The organism is Streptomyces sp. HUAS CB01 (assembly GCF_030406905.1).
Lineage (GTDB): Bacteria > Actinomycetota > Actinomycetes > Streptomycetales > Streptomycetaceae > Streptomyces > Streptomyces chengbuensis.
The window spans coordinates 5531238-5544810 of the sequence record NZ_CP129137.1; the positions used below are offsets into that span (position 1 = coordinate 5531238).

Annotated in this window: 11 protein-coding genes; 10 read left to right on the forward strand and 1 reads right to left on the reverse strand. The window is 72.2% G+C overall.

What is annotated here, in order from left to right:
• Positions 1 to 46: 46 nt before the first annotated feature.
• Positions 47 to 1174 (forward strand): tRNA 2-thiouridine(34) synthase MnmA, encoded by a 1128-nt coding sequence (gene mnmA, locus QRN89_RS24530; RefSeq protein WP_290351543.1) that lies wholly within the window; start codon positions 47 to 49, stop codon positions 1172 to 1174.
• Positions 1175 to 1354: 180 nt separating this feature from the next.
• Here the strand turns inward: mnmA and QRN89_RS24535 are convergent, their stop codons facing one another.
• Positions 1355 to 2161 carry an alpha/beta fold hydrolase gene (locus QRN89_RS24535; protein WP_290353846.1) on the reverse strand — a complete coding sequence of 269 codons (807 nt, stop codon included), beginning with the start codon at positions 2159 to 2161 and terminating at the stop codon, positions 1355 to 1357.
• A gap of 119 nt (positions 2162 to 2280) precedes the next feature.
• Here QRN89_RS24535 and QRN89_RS24540 point away from each other — a divergent pair, with 119 nt between their 5' ends.
• The 9 genes from QRN89_RS24540 (at position 2281) to gatB (ending at position 13332) form a co-directional block, all read left to right on the forward strand.
• Positions 2281 to 2820, forward strand: coding sequence for an LOG family protein (locus tag QRN89_RS24540; protein WP_290351544.1), 540 nt, complete (start codon positions 2281 to 2283; stop codon positions 2818 to 2820).
• A 7-nt stretch (positions 2821 to 2827) separates the two neighbouring features.
• On the forward strand, positions 2828 to 3526 hold the full coding sequence (locus QRN89_RS24545) for an SDR family oxidoreductase (protein WP_290351545.1): 699 nt from the start codon (positions 2828 to 2830) through the stop codon (positions 3524 to 3526).
• Positions 3523 to 4518 (forward strand): methionine synthase, encoded by a 996-nt coding sequence (locus QRN89_RS24550; protein WP_290351546.1) that lies wholly within the window; start codon positions 3523 to 3525, stop codon positions 4516 to 4518. Before QRN89_RS24545 ends, QRN89_RS24550 begins: the two co-directional genes overlap by 4 nt.
• A gap of 35 nt (positions 4519 to 4553) precedes the next feature.
• Positions 4554 to 6737, forward strand: a complete 2184-nt coding sequence (ligA, locus tag QRN89_RS24555; protein WP_290351547.1) for an NAD-dependent DNA ligase LigA — start codon at positions 4554 to 4556, stop codon at positions 6735 to 6737.
• 238 nt (positions 6738 to 6975) lie between these two features.
• A complete protein-coding gene (locus QRN89_RS24560) occupies positions 6976 to 9102 on the forward strand; it encodes a putative bifunctional diguanylate cyclase/phosphodiesterase (protein WP_290351548.1) in 2127 nt (708 codons plus the stop codon).
• 660 nt (positions 9103 to 9762) lie between these two features.
• Positions 9763 to 10059: an Asp-tRNA(Asn)/Glu-tRNA(Gln) amidotransferase subunit GatC gene (gene gatC / locus QRN89_RS24565; RefSeq protein ID WP_017946771.1), complete on the forward strand. Its 297-nt coding sequence runs from the start codon at positions 9763 to 9765 to the stop codon at positions 10057 to 10059.
• A 6-nt stretch (positions 10060 to 10065) separates the two neighbouring features.
• Positions 10066 to 11565, forward strand: a complete 1500-nt coding sequence (gene gatA / locus QRN89_RS24570) for an Asp-tRNA(Asn)/Glu-tRNA(Gln) amidotransferase subunit GatA (RefSeq protein WP_290351549.1) — start codon at positions 10066 to 10068, stop codon at positions 11563 to 11565.
• Positions 11562 to 11801, forward strand: coding sequence for a hypothetical protein (locus tag QRN89_RS24575; protein ID WP_290351550.1), 240 nt, complete (start codon positions 11562 to 11564; stop codon positions 11799 to 11801). Before gatA ends, QRN89_RS24575 begins: the two co-directional genes overlap by 4 nt.
• Before the next feature lie 16 nt (positions 11802 to 11817).
• A complete protein-coding gene (gene gatB, locus QRN89_RS24580; RefSeq protein WP_290351551.1) occupies positions 11818 to 13332 on the forward strand; it encodes an Asp-tRNA(Asn)/Glu-tRNA(Gln) amidotransferase subunit GatB in 1515 nt (504 codons plus the stop codon).
• Positions 13333 to 13573 lie beyond the last annotated feature (241 nt).

Consider the following 13573-nt stretch of genomic DNA (forward strand, 5'->3'; position numbering starts at 1 on the left):
CACGTGCGAGCTTTCGGTTCCCGGCGCCCCGTACCCTGATAGGGCTATGACTGAGACACGCCAGCGTCCCCTCCGCGTCCTCGCCGCCATGTCCGGCGGCGTGGACTCCGCCGTCGCCGCCGCCCGGGCCGCCGAAGCGGGCCATGACGTGACCGGAGTGCATCTGGCACTCTCGGCGAACCCCCAGTCGTTCCGCACCGGAGCGCGCGGGTGCTGCACCGTCGAGGACTCCCGCGACGCCCGCCGTGCCGCGGACGTCATCGGTATCCCGTTCTACGTCTGGGACCTCGCCGAGCGGTTCCGCGAGGACGTGGTCGAGGACTTCGTCGCGGAGTACGAGGCGGGCCGCACCCCCAATCCCTGCCTGCGCTGCAACGAGAAGATCAAGTTCGCCGCGCTGCTCGACAAGGCGCTCGCCCTCGGCTTCGACGCCGTGTGCACGGGCCACTACGCGACGGTGGTCGTGCGCGAGGACGGCGGCCGCGAGCTCCACCGCGCCAGCGACATGGCCAAGGACCAGTCCTACGTGCTCGGCGTGCTCGACGAGCGGCAGCTCGCCCATGCCATGTTCCCGCTGGGCGACACCCTCACCACCAAGGACGAGATCCGCGCGGAGGCCGAACGGCGCGGTCTGGCCGTGGCCAAGAAGCCCGACAGCCACGACATCTGCTTCATCGCCGACGGCGACACCCAGGGCTTCCTCGCCAGGCGCCTCGGCAAGGCCGAGGGGGACATCGTCGACGAGTCCGGCGCCAGGCTCGGGACCCACGACGGCGCCTACGGCTTCACCATCGGCCAGCGCAAGGGCCTGCGCATCGGCCATCCCGCGCCCGACGGCAAGCCGCGCTACGTGCTGGACATCTCGCCGGTGGACAACACGGTCACCGTCGGCCCGGCCGAGGCCCTGGAGGTCTCGGCGCTCACCGCCGTCAAGCCCCGCTGGTGCGGTACGGCACCGGACGGCCCGGGCACGTACACGGCGCAGCTGCGCGCACACGGCGGCGAGACGGAGGTCTCGGCCGAGCTGGTGGACGGCGAGCTGCGGGTGGCGTTCACGGAGCCCGTGCGCGGGGTCGCCCCCGGCCAGGCGATCGTGCTGTACGACGGCACGCGCGTGGTCGGCTCCGCCACGATCGCGGCGACGACGCGCCGGCAGAGCCCGGTCACGGCCTGAGGCGCCCGCTCCCCGGCGGCACACCCGCGCGGTCCAGGCGACGCACCCGCGCGGTCGTCTCCGGAAGGGCCGGCCTGCGCTGTGGGTCGGGTCACGCGGTGGAGGGCCCCGGTGCCGGGCTGCGCCCTGGCCGGTCGACGCCGCGAAGCACGCCGGTGCCGGGCGACGCCCCTGGTCGGTTCACGCGGCGAAGAACCCCGCCAGCGCCGGCGCCAGCACATGCGGGGCCACCTCGTGGGTCTGGCCCGTCAGGGTGCGGTGCCGCCCGCGCGGGAGGGCCCGGGCGACCGCCCGGACCGAGTCCCGCCGCCAGGACGGGCTGGCGCCGCCGTCCACCACCGTCACACGCACGGCGACCTCGCGGAGCCGCTCGGCCGGCACACCGGCGTCGCCCAGTACGGCGTGGTCGTACGCGAGCGTGTGGGCCCGCGCCTCCAGTTCCGCCCACAGGGGCGAGCGGCGGAGCCCGCCGAGCACTCCGGGCGGCAGCACTTCGGACAGGAACAGCTTCAGGGCGTCGCCCCGCCGGCCCCGGGCGAGCAGGGCCGCCACGTCCTCCCGGCGGGCCGCCGCCGCCTCACGGCCGGCCGGGTCGGTGACGAACGGAGGCTCGTAGAGCGACAGTTGGGCCACCGGGACGCCCGAAGCGGCCGCCTCCAGCGCCAGCACCCCGCCCGAGGCCGTGCCGTGGACGCACACGTGCCCGCCCGCCTCCTCGACGACCGCGGCCAGGTCCTCGACCTCCCGCCGCACCGCGTACGGGGCCGTGTCCCCGCTGGCGCCGCGGCCCCGCCGGTCGTAGGCGATCACGCTGAACCGGTGCGCGAGCAGGTTCGCCAGCGGCGCCTCGTCGGCGGCCGTGGCCAGCGCGCCCCCCACCAGGACCAGGGGCGGACCGTCGCCCCGGCGCTCGTACGCGATCACCGTGCCGTCCTTCGACAGCACGGTGCCGCGGGTCCTGCTCATCGTCGGGTTCGGGTTGTCCATGACGTGCAGACCGCGCCCGCAGGCCGAACTCATCGGCGCCCGAGGGGAATTCCCGGCCAAACTTTCCCGGCCTCCGACCGTCCGGGCCGGGTGTCGGCGGCGGCCCGTACCGTGACCCCATGAACATCTGCGTCTTCCTCTCCGCCGCCGACCTCGACGACCGCTACACCCGCCCCGCCCGCGAGTTCGCCGAGCTGCTGGGCAAGGGCGGCCACACGCTGGTCTGGGGCGGATCGGACGTCGGTCTGATGAAGGTGGTCGCGGACGGGGTGCACGAGGCCGGCGGTCGCCTGGTCGGGGTCTCGGTCGAGTTCCTGCAGGACAAGGCCAGGCAGGTCGCCGACGAGATGGTCGTCGCGCGCGACCTCGCCGAACGGAAGGCGCTGCTGCTCGCCAAGTCGGACGCAGTGGTGATCATGGTCGGCGGCACGGGCACGCTGGACGAGGCCACGGAGATACTGGAGCTGAAGAAGCACGGCCACACGGCGAAGCCGGTGGTGCTGCTCAACACGGCGGGTTTCTACGACGGGCTGAAGCAGCAGTTCCAGCGCATGGACGAGGAGGGGTTCCTGCCGGTGCCCCTCACCGACCTGGTCTTCTTCGCCGAGGACGCGGTGGGCGCACTCGCCCACCTCGAGGAGAGCGCGGGGGTGCAGTGATGCGAGCATGGCCGGTATGGCTACACATCTGATCACCGGAGCGGGCTCCGGCATCGGCGCGGCGGTCGCGCGCCGGCTGCACGAGCGCGGCGACGACCTCGTGCTGCTGGCCCGTGACGCCGGACGCGCCCGGGAACTGGTCCAGGCCTACCCCGGCTCCCGCACCCTCGTCGGCGACCTCTCCACGCCCGACCGGCTCTCCTGGGCCTTCTCGCACCAGACGCTGCCCGAGCGCGTCGACTCGCTGCTGCACATCGCGGGCGTCGTGGACCTCGGCCGGGTCGCCGACCTCACGCCGAAGACCTGGCAGGCTCAGCTCAACGTCAACCTGGTGAGCCCGGCGGAAATCACCCGGCTGATGCTGCCCCAACTGCGCGTCTCCCGGGGCACGGTGATCTTCGTCAACTCGGGTGCCGGGCTCAACGCCCACGCCGAGTGGGGCGCTTACGCCGCATCCAAGCACGGCCTCAAGGCACTGGCCGACGCCCTGCGCCACGAGGAGAAGGAGCACGGTGTCCGGGTGACGTCGGTGTACCCCGGCCGCACCGCGAGCCCCATGCAGGCGAAGGTGCACCAGCAGGAGGGCAAGGAGTACGACCCGGCGCGGTGGATCGACCCCGAGTCGGTCGCGACGACGATCCTCACGGCCCTCGACCTCCCGCGCGACGCCGACATCCACGACCTCACCGTCCGGCCCGGGCGATGAGCGACCTCCTGTGGGGCCCCGCCACCGGGGTCGGCTCCCTGCCGGGCGGTGACGCGCGCGAGGCCGCGAAGACCGTGACCGGCTCCTTCGAGGACTTCCCCCACCTGCCCGAGCTGCCCGCCCGCGGCCCCGGCGCCGACATGATCGGCCGGACCGCCGGGCTCCTCGTGGAGCTGTACGCGCACGTGGAGCCGAGCGGCTGGCGGATCAGCGACCGGCCCGGCCGGGACACCCGGCGGGCCCGGTCGTGGCTCGGCGAGGACCTGGACGCGCTGGAGGAGTTCACCCAGGGCTACGAGGGCCCGCTCAAGGTGCAGGCCGTCGGTCCCTGGACCCTCGCGGCCGCCCTGGAGCTCAGGAACGGCGAGGCGGCCCTCGCCGACCCGGGCGCCTGCCGGGATCTCGCGGGCTCGCTCGTCGAAGGACTGCGCGGCCACCTCGCCGACGTGCGGCGCCGGGTGCCGGGCGCCCGCCCGGTGCTCCAGCTCGACGAGCCCTCCCTCACGGCTGTGCTGCGCGGCCGGGTGAGGACGGCCAGCGGGTACCGGACGCACCGTGCCGTGGACCGGCAGCTCGCCGAGAACACGCTGCGCGAGGTCGTCGACGGCGCCGGCGTCCCGGTGGTCGTGCACTCCTGCGCCCCGGAGGTGCCGTTCGCCCTGCTGCGCCGGGCCGGAGCCGCCGGGATCTCGTTCGATTTCGCGCTGCTCACCGAGCGTGACGACGAGACGATCGGCGAGGCGGTCGAGGGCGGCACGATGCTCTTCGCGGGCGTCGTGCCCTCCACCGACGGCCCATTGTCCGACCCTGCCGGTAGCGTCATGGGTGTCAGGACGCTGTGGCGCAGGCTGGGGCTGAATCCGGGGACTCTCGCGGAGTCCGTCGTGATCACCCCGTCGTGCGGGCTGGCGGGCGCCTCGCCCGGCTATGCCCGCGCCGCCCTCGCGCACGGCGTCCGGGCGGCGAGATCGCTCGCGGACAACCCTGAGTGATGGACTGAGGGCTGAGGTAACGGGAGGACGTGACGGTGGCTGTCGAACAGCAGGGGCCGGCGCCGGCGGAGGCACGGGACAAGCATGCCCGGCTGGCCGAGCAGATCGAGGAGCACCGCTTCCGGTACTACGTGAAGGACCAACCGGTCATCAGCGACGCCGAGTTCGACCGGCTGATGCGGTCGCTGGAGGCGCTGGAGGAGGAGCATCCGGAGCTGCGCACGCCCGACTCGCCGACCCAGAAGGTCTCGGTCGCGTACGAGACGGAGTTCACGGCGGTCGAGCACCGCGAGCGGATGCTGTCCCTCGACAACGCCTTCGACGACGCGGAGCTCGCCGCCTGGGCGGACCGGGTCGCCAAGGACGTCGGGGCCTCCGCCCACCACTTCCTCTGCGAGCTCAAGGTCGACGGCCTGGCCGTCAACCTGACCTACGAGAAGGGCCGGCTGACCCGGGCCGCGACCCGGGGCGACGGCCGCACCGGCGAGGACATCACTCCGAACGTCCGGACGATCGCGGACATCCCGAACCGGCTCAAGGGCGAGCGCGTGCCCGACCTGGTGGAGATCCGGGGCGAGGTCTACTTCCCGATGGACGCCTTCGAGGAGCTCAACGCGCGCCGGGTCGCGGCCGGTGAGCAGCCCTATGCCAACCCCCGCAACTCGGCGTCGGGTTCGCTGCGGCAGAAGGACCCCAAGGTCACGGCGACCCTGCCGCTGCACATGGTGGTGCACGGCATCGGCGCGCGCGAGGGACTGGAGATCGGCAGGCTCTCGGAGGCCTACGAGCTCCTGCACGAGTGGGGCCTGCCGACCGCCCGGCACTACAAGGTGGTGGACTCGCTCGACGAGGTCCGCGCGTTCATCGCCTACTACGGCGAGCACCGGCACTCCGTGGAGCACGAGATCGACGGGGTGGTCGTCAAGCTGGACGAGATCCCGCTCCAGGGCCGGCTGGGGTCGACGTCACGGGCGCCGCGCTGGGCGATCGCCTGGAAGTACCCGCCGGAGGAGGTCAACACCAAGCTGGTCGACATCCGCGTCGGTGTGGGCCGCACCGGCCGGGTCACCCCGTACGCCCAGGTGGAGCCCGTGACGGTCGCGGGCTCCGAGGTCGAGTTCGCGACGTTGCACAACCAGGACGTGGTGAAGGCCAAGGGCGTCCTGATCGGCGACACCGTCGTGCTGCGCAAGGCGGGTGACGTGATCCCGGAGATCCTCGGCCCGGTCGCCGATCTGCGGGACGGGAGCGAGCGCGAGTTCGTCATGCCGTCCGAGTGTCCCGAGTGCGGGACGCCGCTGCGGCCGATGAAGGAGGGCGACGTCGATCTGCGCTGCCCCAACGCCCGTAGCTGCCCCGCCCAACTGCGGGAACGCCTGTTCTATCTGGCGGGGCGCAAGTCCCTGGACATCGAGGCGTTCGGCTATGTCGCCGCGGCGGCCCTGACGAGGCCGCTGGAGCCCGCCGAGCCGCCGCTGGCCGACGAGGGCGACCTGTTCGACCTGACGGTGGACCAGCTGCTGCCCATCAAGGCGTACGTGCTGGACCAGGACAGCGGACTGCCCAAGCGGGACCCGAAGACGGGCGAGGAGAAGATCGCCACGGTCTTCGCCAATCAGCAGGGTGAACCGAAGAAGAACACACTGGCGATGCTGGAGAACATCGCGGCCGCCAAGGAGCGCCCGCTGGCCCGCATCCTCACCGGCCTCTCGATCCGTCATGTGGGCCCCGTCGCCGCCGAGGAGCTGGCCCGGGAGTTCCGCTCGATCGAGAGGATCGAGCAGGCGTCCGAGGAGGAGCTGGCGGCCGTCGAGGGAGTCGGGCCGACCATCGCCGCCTCGGTGAAGCAGTGGTTCGAGGAGGACTGGCACCGCGAGATCCTGCGCAAGTGGCGTGCCGCGGGCCTCCGGATGGAGGAGGAGGGCTCCGGCGAGGACGAGGGGCCGCGACCGCTGGAGGGCCTCACCGTCGTCGTCACCGGAACGCTCGAGAACCACACGAGAGATGGCGCAAAAGATGCGCTCCAGAGCCGTGGAGCGAAAGTGACGGGTTCCGTTTCGAAGAAGACCTCATTCGTCGTCGTGGGTGACAACCCCGGATCGAAGTACGACAAGGCCATGCAACTGAAGGTGCCCGTACTGGACGAGGACGGCTTCACGGTCCTGCTCGAGCAAGGCCCGGACGCGGCCCGCGAGGTGGCGGCGCCGGTCGAGGGATAGCACGAGCGTGCGGGCCAACTCCCCACCAGGATCACTCGTTCGGCGCATATCAGATGGATAAGGGTGGCCGGGTCGCATTCGGGCAAGAGCTGTAGAGCGCTGCCCGTCAGTGCCCTCCGCGGCCTACTGTTGAGGTATGCGCCTGTCGTGCACGGCCGCGTGGTGAGGTTCCGGCCGTGGTCGCATGACACGGAAGCCATCACGTGGCATCGGCACCGCCGGCTGTGAGAGGGACGGAATGAAACCGACCGAGAGCGCCGCCCCGGTCTCACGGCCGCGTGGTTTCGGGGGGCTCGCGTTCGTCGCGGGCATCGCGTCGACGCTGCCGTTCGTCATCATGGGAATCGCCGCACTCACCCTCGTGACGGGGCTCTTCGGCGTCCTGCGGGAGGGGCACGCGCTGTTCCCCGGGGATACCGAGGGCTGGTCCCTCGCCGTGCTGACCGGCATCATCGTCGGCCATCTGGTCGCCCTCGGGCGCGACCGCTGGTGGGGCGGCACCGGTTCCGGTGCCGCCCTGACGCTCGCGGTGCTGCTGCTGTACGGCTGGGTGCCGGCGGGCATGGTCAGCCTCGCCGTGGTGGTGCTGGTCGGCGTCGCACGGCGGCACCGCTGGCGACAGGGCGCCCTGCACGGCGCGGTGGACATCCTGGGCATCGGCGCGGCCGCGCTCGTCCTGGCCGCCTTCGGTGAGGCGCCGACCGTCGAACACCCCTGGCAGCCCCTGCAATGGGGGCCGGACGCGATCCCCGAGGTGGTGCTCGCCGCGGCCGCGTACCTCGCCGTCACCAGGGCGCTGCTCTGGTACGCCCTGGCGCCGCAGGGCAGCGGACTGCCCACGGTCGCCCGGACCGCCCTGCTGCGGCAAGGGCTGGTCGCGGTCGCCCTGCTCGGCATCGCCCCGCTGATCTGCGTCGTCGCGACGGCCCTGCCCATCGTGCTGCCGCTGTTCGCGGTGCCGCTGATCGCCCTCGACTCCACGCTGTGGATCGCCCGCGCCCGCGCGGAGGAGCAGCTGCGCGACCCGCTCACCAAACTCCCCAACCGCCAGTGGCTGCTGGAGCGCACCTGGACGGCGCTGGAGGAGGCGGAAGGGATCGGAGCGCGCTCGGCCCTCGTCCTGATCGACCTCGACAGGTTCCGTTCGGTCAACGACACACTCGGGCATCTCGCGGGCGATCGGCTGCTGCTCCAGATCGCCGAGCGGCTGAAACTCGCACTGCCGCGCGGAGCGGAGGCAGCGCGGCTGGGCGGCGACGAGTTCGCCGTACTGCTGCCCACGACCGACTCCACCACCAGCGCCCAGCGGGTCGCCCGGCACCTCGTGGGCCAGCTGTCCTCACCGCTCGACCTCGACGGGCTCACGCTGGTCCTGGAGGCCAGCGCCGGCCTCGCCGTCTTCCCCGACCACGCCCTGGACGCCGAAGGGCTCCTCCGACGGGCGGATGTGGCGATGTACCAGGCGAAGCGCGACCGCACGGGCGTCGAGGTGTACGAATCCAAGCGCGACTCGAACACCCCGGACCGGCTCGGGCTGCTCGGTGATCTGCGCAGGGCCCTGGACGCCGGTGACGTGGAGCTCCACTACCAGCCGAAGGTCCGCTTCGACGGTCATGTCGCGGGGCTGGAGGCGCTGGTGCGCTGGGTGCACCCGGACCGCGGGCGGGTCCCTCCCGACGAGTTCATCGCCATAGCCGAGTCGTCGGGTCTGATGCCTCATCTGACCGAGTACGTGCTGGAGTCCGCGCTGGGCCAGGTCGCCGAATGGCGCTCCCAGGGCCTCGAGGTGCCCGTCGCCGTCAACGTGTCGCCGCGCGACGTCCACACCCCCGGTTTCGCCGGTTCCGTCGCCGCACGGCTCGCCCGGCACGGCGTCCCGGCGGGCGCGCTGCAGCTGGAGATCACGGAGCATGTGCTGCTGGAGGACCCGCAGCGGGCCGGGGACACCCTCGCGGCGCTCACGGGCCACGGCGTGAAGATGTCGCTCGACGACTTCGGCACCGGCTACTCCTCCCTCGTCCATCTGCGCCGGCTGCCCGTGAGCGAGCTCAAGATCGACCGCTCGTTCGTCGCCCGGCTGGCGATCGACGCGGAGGACGCGGAGATCGTGCGCTGCACCGTCGACCTCGCCCATTCCCTCGGACTGCTGGTGGTCGCCGAGGGCGTCGAGGACGACGAGACCTGGGAGCGGCTGCGCGACCTGGGCTGCGACGCGGTGCAGGGCTGGCTGGTCGCGGCGGCCATGCCACCGCAGGAGACCACGGCGTGGCTGCGGGCCCGGGGTCAGCACGGCTGGCGCCGCCCCGTGGGCGAGCTCCCCGCCGCCCCGTCCGAGGTGGACCGCCCGTCGGGCCTCGTGAACTAGGGGCGTGTTGCGGAGGTCCCTCCCGGCCCCACCCTGCGGGCGGACGGAGCTCCTTTCGCCACACGCCCTGGCGGCGGCTCGTCCGGCTCGGTCGTGCCCGACAGGTCCGTGTCGGACGGCCGGATCCACCCGTGTCGGACGGGCTGTGTTCGGACGGGTCCGTGGCGGACGGCTCCCTGTCGGACGAGTCCGAGCGGGGGGTCCGCCCCGCACGGTCCGTCCCGTGCGGTCCGTCTCGTGCGATGCGCGCCGGAGGGGTCCGTGCCGGCGGATGCGCTCCGCGCGGTCGGCGTCCGGGCGGTCAGCGGCGGACGGGTCCGTGGTGCACGGCTCCGTGTCGGACGAGGTCCGAGCCGCGGGTCCGTCCCGCAGGTCAGTCCCGTGCGGTCCGTGCCGGAGCGATCTGTGCCGGAGGGGCAACGGCGGCTCCTTCGGCTCGGTGCCCGACGGGTCCGCCCCGGACGGCCAGCGGCTGACGGAGCGGGTGCCGGACGGGTCCGTGCGCCGCCCGGAGGCGTCCCGTGGCGGACCGCGGCGGGGTCGGAGCCGGACGCCGTCGCGGGCGTGGGCTCCGTCCTCCGGACAAAGGGTTTCGCGGGCACCCGCGCCGGGCCCATAGGATTGGGCCAAAACCATCACACTCACCTTGAGGATCGCTGCATGCCTGGCATCACGCGCGAGGAGGTCGCCCACCTCGCCCGGCTGGCACGTCTGGAGCTGAAGGCCGAAGAGCTCGACCACTTCGCCGGACAGCTCGACGACATCATCGGCGCGGTCGCCCGCGTCGCCGAAGTCGCCGACCGTGACGTACCGCCGACCTCCCACCCGCTGCCGCTGACGAATGTCATGCGCGCGGACGAGGTCCGTCCCTCGCTCACCCCCGAGCAGGCGCTCTCCTGCGCCCCGGCACAGGAGCAGCAGCGTTTCAAGGTGCCGCAGATCCTGGGGGAGGACTGACCTGCGATGACGGACAGCCCCATCATCAAGCTCACCGCGGCGGAGATCGCCGCGAAGATCGCCTCCGGCGAGCTCACCGCCGTCGAGGTCGCCGAGGCGCACCTCGCCAGGATCGAGGCCGTGGACGAGAAGGTCCACGCGTTCCTGCACATCGACCGTGACGGCGCCCTCGCGCAGGCCCGCGCCGTCGACGAGAAGCGCGAGCGCGGCGAGAAGCTCGGCCCGCTGGCCGGTGTGCCGCTGGCGCTGAAGGACATCTTCACCACCGAGGGCATCCCGACCACGGTCGGCTCCAAGATCCTCGAAGGCTGGATCCCGCCGTACGACGCCACCCTGACGCGCAGGCTGAAGGAGGCCGACGTCGTCATCCTCGGCAAGACCAACATGGACGAGTTCGCCATGGGGTCCTCCACCGAGAACAGCGCGTACGGCCCGACCGGCAACCCGTGGGACCTGACCCGCATCCCGGGCGGCTCCGGCGGCGGTTCGTCCGCGGCCCTCGCCTCGTACGAGGCCCCGCTCGCCATCGGCACGGACACCGGCGGCTCCATCCGCCAGCCCGCCGCCGTCACCGGCACGGTCGGTGTGAAGCCCACCTACGGCGCCGTCTCCCGCTACGGCATGGTCGCCTTCTCCTCGTCCCTCGACCAGGGCGGCCCCTGTGCCCGTACGGTCCTGGACGCGGCGCTGCTGCACGAGGTCATCGCCGGGCACGACCCGCTCGACTCGACCTCCATCGACGCCCCGGTCCCGCCGGTCGTCGAGGCCGCACGCAACGGCTCGGTCGAGGGCATGCGCGTCGGTGTCGTCAAGCAGTTCCGCGGCGAGGGCTACCAGGCCGGGGTGGTGCAGCGGTTCGACGAGTCCGTGCAGCTGCTGAAGGAGCTGGGCGCCGAGATCGTCGAGCTCGACTGCCCCTCCTTCGACCTGGCGCTCTCCGCGTACTACCTGATCGCGCCGTCCGAGTGCTCCTCGAACCTCGCCCGGTTCGACGGTCTGCGCTACGGCCTGCGTGTCGGCGACGACGGCACGCGCTCCGCCGAGGACGTCACCTCGCTGACCCGCGAGGAGGGCTTCGGCGACGAGGTCAAGCGCCGGATCATGCTGGGCACGTACGCCCTGTCGTCCGGCTACTACGACGCGTACTACGGCAGCGCCCAGAAGGTGCGCACGCTCATCAAGCAGGACTTCGAGAAGGCCTTCGAGCAGGTCGACGTGATCGTCTCCCCGACGACGCCGACCACCGCCTTCCCGATCGGCGAGCGTGCCGACGACCCGATGGCGATGTACCTCGCGGACCTCTGCACCATCCCCACCAACCTGGCCGGCAACGCCGCGATGTCGCTGCCCTGCGGCCTGGCTCCGGAGGACAACCTCCCGGTCGGTCTGCAGATCATCGCCCCCGCCCTGAAGGACGAACGGCTCTACAAGGTGGGTGCGGCCGTCGAGGCGGCCTTCGTGGCACGCTGGGGTCACCCGCTGCTGGAGGAGGCACCGTCACTGTGAGTAGCTTGCAGAAGGCCAAGGGCTTCACGAAGTCCCGGACCGGTACGTACGTGTCCATGGCCGCCACCGCGTTCGGAGCCATCGGCGTCGCGAAGCAGGCCAAGAAGGCCCGCCTGGAGCACGACACGCTCCGGCTGATCGACGCCGCCGTGTCCGCCGCCGCCATCGTCACCGGACTCGCGATCCTCTACCGGGAGCTGAAGCGCCTGGGCGACGACGACGTCCTGCTGGGCTGAGAGGGAAAGTTTCACCGTGACCGTCACGACTGACCTGGTGTCGTACGAGGACGCACTCGCGTCGTACGACCCCGTCATGGGCCTGGAGGTCCATGTCGAACTCGGCACCAGGACCAAGATGTTCTGCGGCTGCTCGACCGAGCTGGGCGCCGAGCCCAACTCGCAGACCTGCCCCACCTGCCTGGGCCTCCCCGGCTCGCTGCCGGTGGTCAACGCGGTCGGCGTCGAGTCCGCCATCAAGATCGGTCTCGCGCTGCACTGCGAGATCGCCGAATGGTGCCGCTTCGCCCGGAAGAACTACTTCTATCCGGACATGCCGAAGAACTTCCAGACCTCGCAGTACGACGAGCCGATCGCCTTCAACGGCTATCTGGACGTCCAGCTGGAGGACGGCGAGGTCTTCCGTGTGGAGATCGAGCGCGCCCACATGGAGGAGGACACGGGCAAGTCGACGCACGTCGGCGGCGCCACCGGCCGTATCCACGGCGCGTCCCACTCCCTGCTCGACTACAACCGGGCCGGCATCCCGCTCATCGAGATCGTCACCAAGCCCATCGTGGGCGCCGGTGAGCGAGCCCCCGAGGTCGCCAAGGCGTACGTCGCCGAACTGCGCGAGCTCATCCGGGCCCTCGGTGTGTCCGAGGCCCGGATGGAGATGGGCCAGATGCGCTGTGACGTGAACCTCTCGCTGATGCCGAGGGGTGCGGAGAAGTTCGGCACGCGGAGCGAGACCAAGAACGTCAACTCGCTGCGCAGCGTGGAGCGCGCGGTCCGCTTCGAGATCCAGCGCCACGCCGCGGTGCTGGGCGAGGGCGGCACGATCGTCCAGGAGACCCGCCACTTCCACGAGGACGACGGCACGACGACGTCCGGCCGGGTCAAGGAGGAGGCCGAGGACTACCGGTACTTCCCGGAGCCCGACCTCGTCCCGGTCGCCCCGTCCCGTGAGTGGGTCGAGGAACTGCGTGCCGAGCTGCCCGAGCTGCCGCGGGTGCGTCGCAACCGCCTCCGCGAGGAGTGGGGCGTCTCCGAGCACGACATGCAGTCGATCCTGAACGCCGGCGCCATCGACCCGATCGTGGCCACGATCGAGGCCGGTGCCGACCCGGTGTCCGCCCGCAAGTGGTGGATGGGTGAGCTGGCCCGCAACGCCAACGAGTCCGGCCGTTCCCTCGAGGAGCTGCCGATCACGCCGGAGCAGGTCGCCCGGGTGACCGCCCTGGTGGCGGACGGCTCGCTGAACGACAAGCTGGCCCGTCAGGTCATCGAGGGCGTGCTGGCCGGCGAGGGCGACCCGGACGCGGTCGTCGAGAAGCGCGGTCTGAAGGTCGTCTCCGACGAGGGCGCGCTCGGGACGGCCGTCGACGAGGCCATCGCCGGCAACGCCGCCATCGCCGACAAGATCCGGGGCGGCAAGGTCGCCGCGGTCGGCGCGCTGGTCGGCGCGGTCATGAAGGCCACCCGCGGCCAGGCCGACGCGGCCCGCGTCAAGGAGCTGATCCTGGAGAAGCTCGGCGTGACCGAGGGCTGATCCGCGGCCGTAGGCGCACGAGGGGCGGGACACCGGGCCGGTGTCCCGCCCCTCACGCGTTTCCGCCCGGTCCGGCCGCCCTCGTCCGTTGCCGCCCGGTCCCGTCGTGCGTCGGCGCGTTTCCGCCCGGTCCGGCCGCCCTCGTCCGTTGCCGCCCGGTCCCGTCGTGCGTCGGCGCGTTTCCGCCCGGTCCGGCGGGGTTCGGCCGCCCCTGTGTTCCCGGCCCGGCTCGCCCGGCCCG

Coding starts and splice junctions, on each gene's coding strand:
- mnmA (WP_290351543.1), top strand. CDS start 47: ATGACTGAGACACGCCAGCGTCCCCTCCGCGTCCTCGCCGCCATGTCC.
- QRN89_RS24535 (WP_290353846.1), bottom strand. CDS start 2,161: ATGGACAACCCGAACCCGACGATGAGCAGGACCCGCGGCACCGTGCTG.
- QRN89_RS24540 (WP_290351544.1), top strand. CDS start 2,281: ATGAACATCTGCGTCTTCCTCTCCGCCGCCGACCTCGACGACCGCTAC.
- QRN89_RS24545 (WP_290351545.1), top strand. CDS start 2,828: ATGGCCGGTATGGCTACACATCTGATCACCGGAGCGGGCTCCGGCATC.
- QRN89_RS24550 (WP_290351546.1), top strand. CDS start 3,523: ATGAGCGACCTCCTGTGGGGCCCCGCCACCGGGGTCGGCTCCCTGCCG.
- QRN89_RS24560 (WP_290351548.1), top strand. CDS start 6,976: ATGAAACCGACCGAGAGCGCCGCCCCGGTCTCACGGCCGCGTGGTTTC.
- gatC (WP_017946771.1), top strand. CDS start 9,763: ATGCCTGGCATCACGCGCGAGGAGGTCGCCCACCTCGCCCGGCTGGCA.
- gatA (WP_290351549.1), top strand. CDS start 10,066: ATGACGGACAGCCCCATCATCAAGCTCACCGCGGCGGAGATCGCCGCG.